Below are 13,482 nucleotides of genomic sequence, written 5' to 3'. Positions count from 1 at the left end.
CGATGGCGGCACTGATGCCCGCCAAGGCGGCCCGGCAATGCGCGCAGCGGCTCCCCGGACCCGGCATGCGCCGGATCCGCCTCTCACTCCCTGGAGGTGGCATGCCCCCTCGCACCACCGTTTTCGTGGCCGCCCTCGTGGTCGGCTTGCTGCATGGCTATATCGGCCTGCGCCTGCTGCCCGACCTGCCGGTGGCCTTCGCCTTCAAGGCGCTGGCCGTAGCCTGGCTGGCGCTGTCCTGGCCCCTCATTCCCGCCGGCCTGCTGGCGCGGCGCCTGGACCAGCCCTGGTCCGACGCGCTCACCTGGGTGGGCATGCTGGCGATGGGCTTCTTCTCCTCGCTGCTGGTGCTGACGCTGGCGCGCGACGTGCTGCTGCTGGCCAGCGCCGTCACCGGCTGGCACCCTGCCTGGCTGCTGCCGCGCACGGCCGCCGCGGTGCCGGTGCTGGCGCTGGTGGTCACGGCGCTGGGCTTCTTCAACGCACGCCGGCTGGCGCAGGTGGTGGACGTGGAGGTGCCCATCGCCGGGCTGCCCGACGCGCTGCACGATTTCACCATCGTGCAGATCAGTGACATCCACGTCGGTCCCACCATCAAGCGCCCCTACCTGGAGCGCATCGTGGCGCGCGTCAACGGCCTGAATCCGGACGCCATCGCCATCACCGGCGACCTGGTCGACGGCACCGTGCGCGAGCTGGCGGCGCACACCGCGCCGCTGGGCAGCCTGCGCGCGCGCCACGGCACCTACTTCGTCACCGGCAACCACGAGTACTACGCCGGCGCCGATCCCTGGATCGCCGAACTGCGCCGGCTGGGCCTGCGCGTGCTGATGAATGAACACGTGGTGATCGGGCAGGACGAAGAGGCCCTGGTGCTGGCCGGCGTGACCGACTATACCGCCCACCGCTTCGATGAAAGCCATCGCAGCGACCCGGCTCGCGCGCTGGCCGGCGCCCCGGCCGTGGCCGCTGCGCGCGTGCTGCTGGCGCACCAGCCGCGCACCGCGCAGGCCGCCTCCGACGCGGGCTTCGACCTGCAGTTGTCCGGCCATACCCACGGCGGGCAGTTCTGGCCCTGGACGCTGTTCGTGCCGATGCAGCAGCCTTACGTTGCCGGGCTCAAGCGCCATGAGGCGATGTGGGTCTATGTGAGCCGGGGTACCGGCTACTGGGGGCCGCCCAAGCGCTTCGGCGCGCCGTCGGAGATCACGCGGCTGCGGCTGGTGCGCAAGTAGGCGCGGCCGGGCAATCGAAGAAACGAAAAAGGCCTCGCATTGTGCGAGGCCTTTGTGCTTGCGGCGACGGTGGCTTGTCGATGGCTGTCGCCCCGCTCCCGTTTATCGGAGCGGGGCGACAGCCGTGCCTTCGATACGCCAGTCTCAGCGTGCGATCGGCTTGTAGCGGATACGCTTGGGCTTGGCGCCTTCCTCGCCCAGGCGGCGCTTCTTGTCCGCCTCGTATTCCTGGTAGTTGCCGGGGAAGAACTCCACGTGCGACTCGCCTTCGAAGGCCAGGATGTGGGTGGCGATGCGGTCCAGGAACCAGCGGTCGTGGGAAATCACCATCACGCAGCCGGCGAATTCCAGCAGTGCGTCTTCGAGCGCGCGCAGGGTTTCCACGTCGAGGTCGTTGGACGGTTCGTCGAGCAGCAGCACGTTGCCGCCGGCGATCAGCGTCTTGGCCAGGTGCAGGCGGCCGCGCTCACCACCGGAGAGCGTGCCCACGTGCTTCTGCTGGTCCGAGCCCTTGAAGTTGAAGCGGCCGATATAGGCGCGCGACGGCGTTTCATAGCGGCCCACGGTAAGCACGTCGGCGCCGCCGGAGATTTCCTCGAACACGGTCTTGCTGCCGTCCAGCGCGTCGCGGCTCTGGTCCACGTAGGCCAGCTTCACGGTCGGGCCGACCTTGATCTCGCCGCTGTCCGGCGTTTCCTTGCCGGTCAGCATGCGGAAGAAGGTCGACTTGCCGGCGCCGTTCGGGCCGATGATGCCGACGATGGCGCCGGGCGGCACCTTGAAGCTGAGGTCGTCGATCAGCAGGCGGTCGCCGTAGGCCTTGCTCACGCCGTTGAACTCGATCACCTCGTTGCCCAGGCGCTCACCCGCCGGGATGAAGATTTCCTGGGTTTCGTTGCGCTTCTGGTATTCCTGGCTGTTCAGTTCGTCGAAGCGGGCCAGACGCGCCTTGGACTTGGCCTGGCGGCCCTTCGGGTTCTGGCGTACCCACTCCAGTTCCTTGTGCAGCGCTTTCTGGCGGGCCGACTCGCTCGACTCTTCCTGCTTCAGGCGCGCTTCCTTCTGGTCCAGCCAGGAGCTGTAGTTGCCCTTCCAGGGAATGCCGTGGCCGCGGTCCAGTTCCAGGATCCACTCAGCCGCGTTGTCGAGGAAGTAGCGATCGTGGGTCACCGCCACCACGGTGCCGGGGAAGCGCGTGAGGAACTGTTCCAGCCAGTCCACCGATTCCGCATCCAGGTGGTTGGTGGGTTCGTCGAGCAGCAGCATGTCGGGGCGCGAGAGCAGCAGGCGGCACAGCGCCACGCGGCGCTTTTCGCCGCCGGACAGGTTGCCCACCTTGGCGTCCCATGCCGGCAGGCGCAGCGCGTCGGCGGCGATCTCCAGCTGCAGCTCAGCGTTGTTGCCGTCGCTGGCCGAGAGAATGGCTTCGTACTTGGCCTGCTCGGCGGCCAGCGCGTCGAAATCCGCGTCCGGCTCGGCATATGCGGCATAGATCTCGTCGAGCTTCTTGCGCGCTTCGAACACGCCGCCCAGCGCCGCTTCCACGGACTCGCGCACGGTCTGCTCGGGGTCGAGCTGCGGCTCCTGCGGCAGGTAGCCGATATTCAGGTTGGGCATGGGCGTGGCTTCGCCCTCGATCTCCTTGTCGATGCCCGCCATGATCTTCAGCACGGTCGACTTGCCCGAGCCGTTCAGGCCCAGCACGCCGATCTTGGCGCCCGGGAAGAAGGACAGCGAGATGTCCTTGAGGATGTGACGCTTGGGCGGAACGATCTTGCCCACGCGGTTCATCGTGAATACGTACTGTGCCATGCGAATCCGATGGAATTGAGATAACCGGTCAAGTGTAGCAAAGCCGCTCCGGCCCCGGCCCGCCGGGACGGCCATGACGGTCTTTTCGGGCCGTTTTTCAGGCCCGTGGCGCGGCCGTCAGGGCGCGGGTCGCGCGCGCCGGCGCGCGCGGGTCAGGCTGGAGGTCAGGCGGCGGTAGGCGATATCCATATGCCGCTGCATGGCCGCGCGTGCCAGTTCGGGGTCCTTGCCGCGCAGCGCCGCCAGCACTTCGCGGTGCTCGGCGATCGCCTGGGCCCACACCTCGGGCGTCTCGAAGTGGCTGTGCAACTGATCGAACAGCGCGCCCAGGCGCAAATCGAACAGCCGCCGGACCACGCCCGCCAGCACGCTGTTGCCGGTGGCTTCAGCCACCCGCACATGGAACAGGCGGTCGGCGTCGAGCGGCTTGATGCCGGCGGCGGCATCCTCCGCCATCTGCTCGATCGCCCGCTCGATCGCATCGAACTGGGCCTTGCGCCCCGTGCGCGCGGCCAGCGCGGCGACCTCGCCCTCGACCAGCGCGCGCGCGCGGATCAGTTCGAGCGGGCCTTCCTCGCCGGACAGGTCAAAGCCGCCATTGGCGGGCGACGGCGGCGCGCAGACATAGATGCCCGAGCCCATTCGCACTTCGATATAGCCTTCGACCTCGAGCGCGATCAGCGCTTCGCGCAACGACGGGCGGCTCACGCCGAGCTGCACCGACAGGTCCCGCTCGGCCGGCAGGCGCGAGCCCACGGGGAACTCGCCTGCCAGGATGAGCGCACGCAGCTGGTTGCTGATCTGGCGGTAGAGCCGTTGCGGTTCGATCGATTGGATAGGCATGGACAAGCGGACCGGGTGGCCTGGGACGAAGCATCAGGGCGCGGATTATACGCTGGCGGTTCCCTCCGGCCGGCGCCCTTCAGCCAGCCAGCGGCGCGGGGAACGGCACCCCGTGGCGGGCCGCGCAGGCCCGCAGCGCGGGGGCAATGGTCGGATACAGCAGCACGCCCTCGCGCAGCTGGCGTTCGCGCAGCGCCAGACCGCGATCGCCCGGCATGCGCACGGCGGCCACGCCGGGGCGCGGCGGGTTGCGCCGGCAGGCTTCGCCGATCCAGTCGGCCTGGCGCAGGAAATCCGCCAGTCCGCCAAAGGCATCGGGGTCATAGAGCGCGATAAACACCGTGGCGCCCCAGCCATCGCCGCGCGCGGCGTCGTCGGCGCGGCCGCGGCCGGCCAGCGCGCCGGTCAGCGCCTCGACCAGCAAGGCCAGGCCGAATCCCTTGTGCCCCGCCTCCAGCCCGCCCAGCGGCAGGATGGTGCCGGGCGGACTTGCCGCGAGCACGGCCGGGTCGCGGCTGGCATGGCCCTGCGCATCGAGCATGCAGGCCTGCTCGTATTGCTGGCCGGCCTGATGCAGGCGCGCGCTCATGCCATTGGTGACGAGCGAAGCCGAGATATCCACCAGGAAGGGCGTGGTGGACGTTGGAATGCCGGCGGCGATCGGGTTGGGCGTGAACACGGCGCGCGTGCCGCCGTGCGGCGCCACGCTCTGCACCGACGGATCGGAACTGGAGAGCAGCATCATGAAGCCCTGGCCAGTGGCACGCAGCAGGTAGCTGGCCAGGCAGGCGATATGGTGGCTGCGCCGGATCACCAGGGCGGCGCTGCCGTACTGGCGCGCGCGTGGCACCAGCGCATCGATGCCCTGCGTGACCAGCCACGGCCCCGGCAGGCGCCGCCCGTCCCACAGCAGCGAAGGGCCGCGGTCCGCCAGTGTCTCGGCCATGCCGCCGCCGGCCATGGTGCCGTTTTCGATTTCCTTCAGGTAGGGCGCCAGCAGGGCCAGCCCGTGGGTATCGTGGCCCAGCAGGTCACCGTCGACCAGCACCTCGGCCACGGCCTGGGCCGGTGCGGCCTCCATGCCCGCGGCGCGCAGCAGCGCGCTGGCGAAGCCGGTGAGCGCGGACGGGTTGTAGCGTTCGGAGGCGTTCATCAGTAAGTGGCCCGGCCGCCGGAGATGTCGAACACGGCGCCGGTCGAGAAGGAACACTCGGACGATGCCAGCCAGGACACCAGTGCCGCCAGCTCCTCCACCTTGCCGAAGCGGCCCATGGGGATCCTGGACAGCATGTAGTCGATATGCTGCTGCGTCATCTGCGCGAACATGCCGGTCTGCACCGCCGCCGGCGTGATGCAGTTCACGGTGACGCCGCTCTGCGCCAGTTCCTTGCCCAGCGATTTGGTCAACGCCATGACGCCGGCCTTGGATGCACTGTAAGCCGAGGCATTGGGGTTGCCCTCCTTGCCCGCCACCGAGGCGATGGTGACGATGCGCCCGTAGCCGCGCGCGCGCATCTGCGGCGCCAGCGCACGGCAGCACAGGAAGGTGCCGCGCAGGTTGATCTCCATGACGCGGTCCCACTCCTCCACCGGATACTCCCAGGTGGTGGTGTTGGCGCCGGTGATGCCGGCGCTGGTGACCAGGATATCGACGGCGCCCGCCGCGCGCAGCGTGGCATCGCGCGCTGCGTCGACCTGGTCCGCCTTCGCCACGTCGACGCAGAGCAGATGAGGCCGTGCCTTGCCGAAGGCCGCGCCCGCCGCCTCCAGCGCCGCGGCATTGCTGTCCCACAGGCTGATGCTGGCGCCGCCTTCGGCAAGGCGCTGCGCGACAGCCAGCCCGATGCCCGCCGCGCCACCGGTGACGACCGCGTGACGACCTGAAAAATCGTATCGATTGCGCTCCGGCACGTCGTTCCTCCTGGATTACCCTGGGTTGCGCCAAGGGCGGCTCGCGCGGCCAGATTGGTTTGACCAGTTGGCCAGTGCGCGGAAGGTCCGCTGGATTCTAGGCAGCACATCGGCGAAAGTCCAGGTGCAATTCGGGCCGCCGCCCCGATTGCGTCGCCGCTCCCGACGCGCGTCATTGGTAATACCAGTTTACCTGTTGAAGCTCCTGAACTAGACTGCGCTCACTCGGCATGCGCAGCCGCAAGGCAGCGGCTGTCGTGCGCATCCGTATCTGCATTGCACAATAAAAGCAGGCATCGGCAGTCACGACAGCAAGGCGCTTGTCGTTGCTGCGCGGGTGCCGCAGAACGCAGGAGACCCGAGTGAACGACGAAAAGCCGCCGGCGCCCCCGAAACCCCCGATGCGCCGCAGCCAGGCCTGGTTCGGCCGCCTAGACCGCGACGGATTCATCTACCGCTCGTGGCTGAAGAACCGCGGCATCCCCCACGATCAGTTCGACGGCCGCCCCGTCATCGGCATCTGCAACACCTACTCCGAGCTCACGCCCTGCAACTCGCATTTCCGCACGCTGGCCGAGCAGGTCAAGATCGGCGTGTGGGAAGCCGGCGGTTTCCCGCTCGAGTTCCCGGTGATGTCGCTGGGCGAGACCATGCTGCGCCCGACCGCGATGCTGTTCCGCAACCTCGCCAGCATGGACGTGGAGGAATCCATCCGCGGCAACCCCATCGATGGCGTGGTGCTGCTGATGGGCTGCGACAAGACCACGCCGGCGCTGATGATGGGCGCGGCCTCCTGCGACCTGCCCACCATCGGCGTCTCGGGCGGCCCGATGCTCAGCGGCAAGTTCCGCGGCGGCGAGCTCGGCTCCGGCACCGATGTCTGGAAGATGTCGGAAGAGGTGCGGGCCGGCCAGATGTCGCAGGAAGACTTCTTCGAGGCCGAGAGCTGCATGCACCGTTCGCATGGCCACTGCATGACCATGGGCACCGCCTCGACCATGGCCAGCATGGTCGAGGCCCTCGGCATGAGCTTGCCCGGCAACGCCGCGATTCCCGCCGTGGACGGGCGCCGCAACGTGCTGGCGCGCGCCTCGGGCCGGCGCATCGTCGAGATGGTCAGGGACAACCTGGTGATGTCGCAGATCCTGACGCGCCCGGCCTTCGAGAATGCGATCCGCGTCAACGCCGCCATCGGCGGCTCGACCAACGCCGTGATCCACTTGCTGGCCATTGCCGGACGCATCGGCGTCCAGCTCGGCCTGGACGACTGGGACAGCATCGGGCATGAGCTGCCATGCCTGCTCGACCTGCAACCGTCCGGGCGCCACCTGATGGAGGATTTCTACTATGCCGGCGGCCTGCCGGCGGTAATCCGCGAACTGGGACCGGTGCTCGCGCGCGACACGCTGACAGTCAACGGCAAGACGCTGTGGGACAACTGCAAGGACGCGCCCAACTGGAACCGCGAGGTCATCCTCGCCTTTGATGCGCCCTTCAAGCCCAGTGCCGGCATTGCCGTGCTGCACGGCAACCTGTGCCCCGATGGCGCGGTCATCAAGCCCAGCGCCGCCACGCCGGCGCTGCTCAGGCACACCGGCCGCGCGGTGGTGTTCGAGGACAGCGAGCATATGCACCAGCGGCTCGACGACGAAACCCTCGACGTCGACGAAAACTGCGTGCTGGTGCTGAAGAACTGCGGCCCGCGCGGCTACCCCGGCATGGCCGAGGCCGGCAACATGCCGCTGCCGCCCAAGCTGCTGCGCAAGGGCATCACCGACATGGTGCGGGTCTCCGACGCGCGCATGAGCGGCACCGCCTACGGCACGGTGGTGCTGCACGTGGCCCCCGAGGCCGCGGCCGGCGGCCCGCTCGCACTGGTGCAGGACGGCGACCTGGTGGAGCTCGACGTGGCCGCGCGCAAGCTGCACCTGCATGTCGGCGATGAAGAGCTGGCGCGCCGGCGTGCAGCCTGGCAAGCGCCCCCGCTGCCGATGACGCGCGGCTGGACCCGGCTCTACGTCGAGCACGTGCAGCAGGCCAACCTGGGCGCCGACCTCGACTTCCTGGTGGGCAGGAGCGGGGCCGGCGTGCCCAAGGACAATCACTGAGGCATCGCCACCGAGACGCGAGCGAGCACAACGATGAAAATCCTGATCACGGACTACGATTTCCCGGATGTGGATCTCGAACAGGCGCTCTACCGCGACGCCGGCATCGAGGTCGTCACCGCGCAGTGCCGCAGCGAGCAGGATGTGATCGACGCCGCGGCGGGCTGCCAGGGCCTGCTGGTGCAATACGCGCCGGTCAATGCACGGGTGTTCGCCGCGCGCCCGGAGATCCGCGTGGTGAGCCGCTACGGCGCCGGCTTCGATACGGTGAACACCGCGGACGCGCGCGCGCACGGCATATGGGTCGGCAACTCGCCGGACTATGGCGTGGGCGAGGTGGCCACCCATGCGCTGGCGATGATGCTGTCGCTGCTGCGGCACATTCCCTTCTACGACCGCGACGTCAAGGCCGGCACCTGGCATTTCGGCAGCGCCGGCGAGCTACGGCGGGTCGGCGACATGACGCTGGGCATCCTGGGCCTTGGCCGCATCGGCAAGCGCATGGCGCATATCGGCCGCAACAGCTTTGCCCGCGTGATCGCATGCGACCCCTACCTGATCGACGGCGACTTCCCGCCCTATGTACAGCGCGTGGACCAGGAGACCCTGTTCGCGCAGGCCCACGCCATCTCGCTGCACGTGCCGCTGAACGATGAAACGCGCGGCATGGTGGGCGCCGCGCTGCTCGATCGCATGCAGCCCGGCGGCGTGCTGGTGAATACCGCGCGCGGGCCCGTGGTCGACATCGACGACTTGCTGGCGGCGCTGGACTCGGGCCGGCTCGACGGCGCCGCACTGGATGTGCTGCCGGTCGAACCGGCCGCCGACGCACGCCTGCTGCGCCATCCGCGCGTCGTGCTGTCGCCGCATGCGGCCTTCTACTCGACGGTGGCGGAAAAGGAATTGCGGCGCAAGGCCGCGCAGAACCTGGTCGACTGGGCCGTGCGCGGCCGCCCGACCTATGTGGTGGTGGCAGGCAGCTAGCTGGGCTGCAGGCAGGCCCCGACAAGAGCGGTAACCGGAGACACGAGGCATGGCATCGGTACAGATTCGAGGCGTCGAGAAGGTCTTTGGCGGCACCCAGGTCATCCGCGGCGTGGACATCGACATTCCCGATGGCCAGTTCACCGTGCTGGTCGGGCCGTCCGGATGCGGCAAGTCCACCTTGCTGCGCATGATCGCGGGCCTGGAGGAGATCACGACCGGCGAGATCGCCATCGGGGACCGGGTGGTCAACCAGTTGCCGCCCAAGGAGCGCGACATCGCCATGGTGTTCCAGAACTATGCGCTCTACCCGCATATGACGGTCTACGACAACATGGCCTTCTCGCTCAAGCTGGCCAAGGCGCCGCGCGAGGAGATCAAGCAGAAGGTGGACAAGGCCTGCGCCATCCTCGGCCTGGGCGCGCTGCTGGAGCGCTATCCCCGCCAGCTCTCGGGAGGCCAGCGCCAGCGGGTGGCGATGGGGCGTGCGATCGTGCGCGACCCGCAGGTGTTCCTGTTCGACGAGCCGCTCTCCAACCTCGACGCCAAGCTGCGCGTGCAGATGCGCGCGGAGATCAAGGAGCTGCACCAGCGCCTGCGCACCACCTCGGTCTACGTGACGCACGACCAGATCGAGGCCATGACCATGGCCGACCAGATCGTGGTGATGCGCGACGGCCGCGTGGAGCAGCGCGGCAAGCCGCTTGAGCTCTACGACCGGCCCGACAATCTCTTCGTGGCCGGCTTCATCGGCTCGCCGGCGATGAACTTCGTGCCAGGCACACTGCGCCGCCAGGGCGGCACGGCCACGGTCGAGTTTGCCGACGGCAGCCGCGTGCCCGCTCCCGCGCGCCTGGACAACAGCGCCGGCACCGACGGCCAGCGCGTGATCTACGGCGTGCGTCCGGAGCACCTGGACCTGGGCCCGCCCGGCCAGGGCCTGCCAAGCCGCGTCGCGGTGGTGGAGCCCACCGGTGCCAACACCGAGGTCTACTCGCGCTTCTGCGAGACCGAGTTCATTTCGATCTTCCGCGAGCGCCACAACTTTGCCGCGGGCGACATCCTGCACCTGGTACCCGACCACCAGCACACCCACCTGTTCGATGCCGATTCGGGCCAGGCGCTGTTGCGGTACGACGCGCCGCCGCCGGCGGGCGACCAGGGAAACAGGCATGACCAGCACGGGGCAGAACCCCTGACCACGGAGGAGACAAAGCAATGAGCACGACGACCCGCTTCACCAGACGCGATTTCCTGGCATCCACGGCTGCCGTGGCTGCCACCACGGCGCTGGGCGGACATGCCTTCGCCGCCCCGGCGCCGTTGCAGTACAAGCCGGAAGCCGGCGCCAAGCTGCGCGTACTGCGCTGGAAGCGCTTCGTGCAGGGCGACGAAGACCTGTGGAACGCCAACACGAAGAAATTCACCGAGCTGACCGGCATCGAGGTACGCGTCGACAACGAAGGCTGGGAAGACGTGCGGCCCAAGGCCGCGGTGGCGGCCAGCGTGGGCAGCGGCCCGGACATCATCGTCGGCTGGTTCGACGACCCGCAGCAGTACCCCGACAAGCTGGTCGACCTGTCCGACCTTGCCGGCTACCTGGGCGGCAAGTATGGCGGCTGGTACGACGTGTGCCGCAAGTACGGCACCCATAACGGCAAATGGATCGGCCTGCCGCTGGGCGTGGTCGGCAATGCGCTGGTCTATCGCGAGAGCCACGTCAAGGCTGCCGGCTTCGACACCATTCCCAAGGACACCGCCGGTTTCCTCAAGCTCTGCCAGGGCCTCAAGGCCAAGGGCACGCCCTGCGGCTTCGCGCTCGGCAAGGCGGTCGGCGACGGCAACAACTGGGCGCACTGGCTGCTGTGGTCGCACGGCGGCATGCTGGTCGACACCAAAGGCAAGGTGGTGGTCAATTCGCCCGAGACCTGGGCCGCGCTGGAATACGCCAAGCAGCTCTACGCCACCTTCGTGCCCGGCACGCTGTCATGGCAGGATCCGTCGAACAACAAGGCCTTCCTCGACGGGCAGGTCAGCCTGACCGCCAACGGCATCTCGGTCTACTACGCGGCCAAGAATTCCAAGGAGCCCAAGTTGCAGGAGATGGCGCAGGACATCCAGCATGCGCACTTCCCCATCGGCAACTCCGGCAAACCCACCGAGCTGATGCAGATCACGCAGATGATGCTGTTCAAGTACTCCAAGTACCCGAACGCGGCGAAGGCCTACCTGCAGTTCATGATGGAGCCGGAACAGTACAACCCGTGGATGGAGGCCGCCATCGGCTACGTCAGCCAGCCGCTCAAGGCTTACGAGGCCAATCCGATCTGGACCGTCGACCCCAAGCACACCGTCTATCGCGACTCCGCCGCGCTGATGCTCGACAACGGCCACGCGGGCCCGCTCGGCACCGCCTCGGCGGCATCCATGGCGGACTACATCGTGGTCGACATGGTGGCCGAGGCAGCCAGCGGCTCCAAGACCCCCAAGGAGGCAGCGGCGCGCGCGGCGCAGCGTGCCACGCGCTACTACAAGGCCTAGCGCTCGCCGGCGCTTGCCGCGCGGCATCGCCCGTGGCTAGCTCCCGCCCCCCGCCGCGCGGGGGAGGGAGCGAGGCAGCGTGCAGCTGGGCACGCCGGGCAAGCGGCGGCCACATGAAACCAGGCCCCTGGGACAAGGAGCTCCGATGGAACAAGGCATCGACAAGGCAATTGCCACGCCACGGCGGCCACCGCCGCGCGCACCCATGCTGTCCAGGCTGATGAACCACCGGCATGCGCTCGGCATGCTGTTCATGCTGCCGACCGGGCTGTTGCTGCTGCTCTTCCTGACTTATCCGCTCGGGCTTGGCGTCTGGCTCGGCTTCACCGACACCAAGATCGGCGGCGCCGGCGAATGGATCGGCCTGGCCAACTACGACTACCTGGTTGGCGACTCGCTCACGCAGCTGGCGCTGTTCAACACGATCTTCTACACCGTGGTGGCGAGCGTGCTGAAGTTCGTGCTGGGCCTGTGGCTGGCGCTGCTGCTCAACAAGAACCTGCCGTTCAAGTCCTTTTTCCGCGCCATCGTGCTGCTGCCGTGGATCGTGCCGACGGCGCTGTCCGCGCTGGCCTTCTGGTGGATCTACGATGCCCAGTTCTCCGTCATCAGCTGGACCCTGGTCAAGCTCGGCCTGATCGACCGCTATATCGACTTCCTGGGCGATCCCTGGCTGGCCCGCTTCTCCACCATCGCCGCCAATGTGTGGCGCGGCATTCCCTTCGTCGCCATCTCGCTGCTGGCCGGGCTGCAGACCATCTCGCCCACGCTGTACGAGGCGGCATCGATCGACGGCGTCACACCCTGGCAGCAATTCCGCTATGTCACGCTGCCGCTGCTCACGCCGATCATCGCGGTGGTGATGACCTTCTCGGTGCTGTTTACCTTCACCGATTTCCAGCTGATCTATGTGCTCACGCGCGGCGGCCCGCTCAACGCCACCCACCTGATGGCCACGCTGTCCTTCCAGCGCGCGATCTCGGGCGGCTCGCTGGGCGAAGGCGCGGCGATCGCCACCATGATGGTGCCCTTCCTGCTGGCGGCGATCCTGTTTTCTTACTTCGGCCTGCAACGGCGCGGCTGGCAACAGGGAGGCGACAAATGAAAGCGACCACCGCGCCCGAGCAACAGGGCATGGACTACCTGCAGTCGCTCCCGCGGCGCTGGGTGACGATCTACATCCCGCTGGGCATCTTCGTCTTCGTGCTGCTGTTCCCCTTCTACTGGATGGCCATCACCGCCTTCAAGCCGGACGGCGAACTGCTGATGGGCACCGCCAACCCGTTCCTGGTGATCGCGCCAACCCTGGCGCACTTCAAGAAGCTGCTGTTCAACACGCCGTATCCGGCCTGGCTGCTCAACACCGTGATCGTCTCCACGGTTTCCACCTTCGCCTCGCTGGCGGCCAGCGTGCTGGCCGCCTACGCCATCGAGCGGCTGCGCTTCCAGGGCGCCAAGCAGGTCGGCCTGGCCATCTTCCTGGCCTACCTGATCCCGCCCTCGATCCTGTTCATCCCGCTGGCGTCGATCGTGTTCCAGCTCGGCCTGTTCGATACGCGCTGGGCACTGATCCTGACCTATCCGACCTTCCTGATCCCGTTCTGCACCTGGCTGCTGATGGGCTACTTCCGCTCGATCCCCTATGAGCTGGAAGAATGCGCGCTGATCGACGGCGCCACGCGCTGGGAGATACTGGTCAAGATCATCCTGCCGTTGGCGGTGCCGGGCCTGATCTCGGCCGGCATCTTCGCCTTCACGCTGTCGTGGAACGAGTTCATCTACGCGCTGACCTTCATTTCCTCGTCCGAGGTGAAGACGGTGCCGGTGGGAATCGTCACCGAGCTGATCGAGGGCGATGTCTACCACTGGGGCGCGCTGATGGCGGGCGCCCTGCTGGGTTCGCTGCCGGTGGCGCTGGTGTATTCCTTCTTTGTCGAGTACTACGTGTCGGGCATGACCGGGGCGGTCAAGGAATAGGCGCGGGTGGCAGTGGCAGGCAATGGCAGGCAATGGCACGCAATCGCACCGGGCAGGCTAAAATGCGGCCT

General features: G+C 67.9%; 11 protein-coding genes. 7 read left to right on the top strand and 4 right to left on the bottom strand.

Annotation, left to right across the window (positions count from 1 at the left end):
• The first annotated feature begins 101 nt into the window (after window positions 1-101).
• Window positions 102-1,235, top strand: coding sequence for a metallophosphoesterase (locus tag AB4Z48_RS22795; RefSeq protein ID WP_441618100.1), 1,134 nt, complete (start codon window positions 102-104; stop codon window positions 1,233-1,235).
• A gap of 144 nt (window positions 1,236-1,379) precedes the next feature.
• Here the strand turns inward: AB4Z48_RS22795 and ettA are convergent, their stop codons facing one another.
• The 4 genes from ettA to AB4Z48_RS22775 all read right to left on the bottom strand — a co-directional run bounded on the left by ettA (window position 1,380) and on the right by AB4Z48_RS22775 (window position 5,801).
• A complete protein-coding gene (gene ettA / locus AB4Z48_RS22790) occupies window positions 1,380-3,047 on the bottom strand; it encodes an energy-dependent translational throttle protein EttA (protein WP_441618098.1) in 1,668 nt (555 codons plus the stop codon).
• A 117-nt stretch (window positions 3,048-3,164) separates the two neighbouring features.
• Window positions 3,165-3,890 (bottom strand): FadR/GntR family transcriptional regulator, encoded by a 726-nt coding sequence (locus AB4Z48_RS22785; protein WP_441618096.1) that lies wholly within the window; start codon window positions 3,888-3,890, stop codon window positions 3,165-3,167.
• A gap of 79 nt (window positions 3,891-3,969) precedes the next feature.
• Entirely contained in the window at window positions 3,970-5,043 is a 1,074-nt protein-coding gene (locus tag AB4Z48_RS22780) for an Ldh family oxidoreductase (protein WP_441618094.1), read from the bottom strand.
• On the bottom strand, window positions 5,043-5,801 hold the full coding sequence (locus AB4Z48_RS22775; RefSeq protein WP_441618093.1) for an SDR family NAD(P)-dependent oxidoreductase: 759 nt from the start codon (window positions 5,799-5,801) through the stop codon (window positions 5,043-5,045). Before AB4Z48_RS22775 ends, AB4Z48_RS22780 begins: the two co-directional genes overlap by 1 nt.
• 401 nt (window positions 5,802-6,202) lie before the next feature.
• On the opposite strand from AB4Z48_RS22775, the gene AB4Z48_RS22770 reads away from it, so the two are divergent.
• The 6 genes from AB4Z48_RS22770 (at window position 6,203) to AB4Z48_RS22745 (ending at window position 13,411) form a co-directional block, all read left to right on the top strand.
• A complete protein-coding gene (locus AB4Z48_RS22770; RefSeq protein WP_441618180.1) occupies window positions 6,203-7,909 on the top strand; it encodes an IlvD/Edd family dehydratase in 1,707 nt (568 codons plus the stop codon).
• A 33-nt stretch (window positions 7,910-7,942) separates the two neighbouring features.
• On the top strand, window positions 7,943-8,893 hold the full coding sequence (locus AB4Z48_RS22765) for a C-terminal binding protein (protein WP_441618091.1): 951 nt from the start codon (window positions 7,943-7,945) through the stop codon (window positions 8,891-8,893).
• A gap of 49 nt (window positions 8,894-8,942) precedes the next feature.
• Window positions 8,943-10,115, top strand: a complete 1,173-nt coding sequence (locus tag AB4Z48_RS22760; RefSeq protein ID WP_441618089.1) for an ABC transporter ATP-binding protein — start codon at window positions 8,943-8,945, stop codon at window positions 10,113-10,115.
• Window positions 10,112-11,434 (top strand): ABC transporter substrate-binding protein, encoded by a 1,323-nt coding sequence (locus tag AB4Z48_RS22755; RefSeq protein ID WP_441618087.1) that lies wholly within the window; start codon window positions 10,112-10,114, stop codon window positions 11,432-11,434. Before AB4Z48_RS22760 ends, AB4Z48_RS22755 begins: the two co-directional genes overlap by 4 nt.
• A gap of 205 nt (window positions 11,435-11,639) precedes the next feature.
• A complete protein-coding gene (locus tag AB4Z48_RS22750) occupies window positions 11,640-12,539 on the top strand; it encodes a carbohydrate ABC transporter permease (protein ID WP_441618178.1) in 900 nt (299 codons plus the stop codon).
• Entirely contained in the window at window positions 12,536-13,411 is an 876-nt protein-coding gene (locus AB4Z48_RS22745) for a carbohydrate ABC transporter permease (protein ID WP_441618085.1), read from the top strand. Before AB4Z48_RS22750 ends, AB4Z48_RS22745 begins: the two co-directional genes overlap by 4 nt.
• The last annotated feature ends 71 nt before the right edge of the window (window positions 13,412-13,482 follow it).

This window comes from Cupriavidus sp. 2TAF22 (assembly GCF_052115045.1).
Classification (GTDB): domain Bacteria; phylum Pseudomonadota; class Gammaproteobacteria; order Burkholderiales; family Burkholderiaceae; genus Cupriavidus.
The sequence above is the reverse complement of the archived record's forward strand: the minus strand, read 5'-3'. Positions and strand labels throughout refer to the sequence as shown.

What these genes read in the sequence shown, in the direction of transcription:
- AB4Z48_RS22780 (WP_441618094.1), bottom strand. Translation starts at nt 5,043, where the DNA reads ATGAACGCCTCCGAACGCTACAACCCGTCCGCGCTCACCGGCTTCGCC.
- AB4Z48_RS22795 (WP_441618100.1), top strand. Translation starts at nt 102, where the DNA reads ATGCCCCCTCGCACCACCGTTTTCGTGGCCGCCCTCGTGGTCGGCTTG.
- AB4Z48_RS22770 (WP_441618180.1), top strand. Translation starts at nt 6,203, where the DNA reads ATGCGCCGCAGCCAGGCCTGGTTCGGCCGCCTAGACCGCGACGGATTC.
- AB4Z48_RS22760 (WP_441618089.1), top strand. Translation starts at nt 8,943, where the DNA reads ATGGCATCGGTACAGATTCGAGGCGTCGAGAAGGTCTTTGGCGGCACC.
- ettA (WP_441618098.1), bottom strand. Translation starts at nt 3,047, where the DNA reads ATGGCACAGTACGTATTCACGATGAACCGCGTGGGCAAGATCGTTCCG.
- AB4Z48_RS22750 (WP_441618178.1), top strand. Translation starts at nt 11,640, where the DNA reads ATGCTGTCCAGGCTGATGAACCACCGGCATGCGCTCGGCATGCTGTTC.
- AB4Z48_RS22745 (WP_441618085.1), top strand. Translation starts at nt 12,536, where the DNA reads ATGAAAGCGACCACCGCGCCCGAGCAACAGGGCATGGACTACCTGCAG.
- AB4Z48_RS22755 (WP_441618087.1), top strand. Translation starts at nt 10,112, where the DNA reads ATGAGCACGACGACCCGCTTCACCAGACGCGATTTCCTGGCATCCACG.
- AB4Z48_RS22765 (WP_441618091.1), top strand. Translation starts at nt 7,943, where the DNA reads ATGAAAATCCTGATCACGGACTACGATTTCCCGGATGTGGATCTCGAA.
- AB4Z48_RS22785 (WP_441618096.1), bottom strand. Translation starts at nt 3,890, where the DNA reads ATGCCTATCCAATCGATCGAACCGCAACGGCTCTACCGCCAGATCAGC.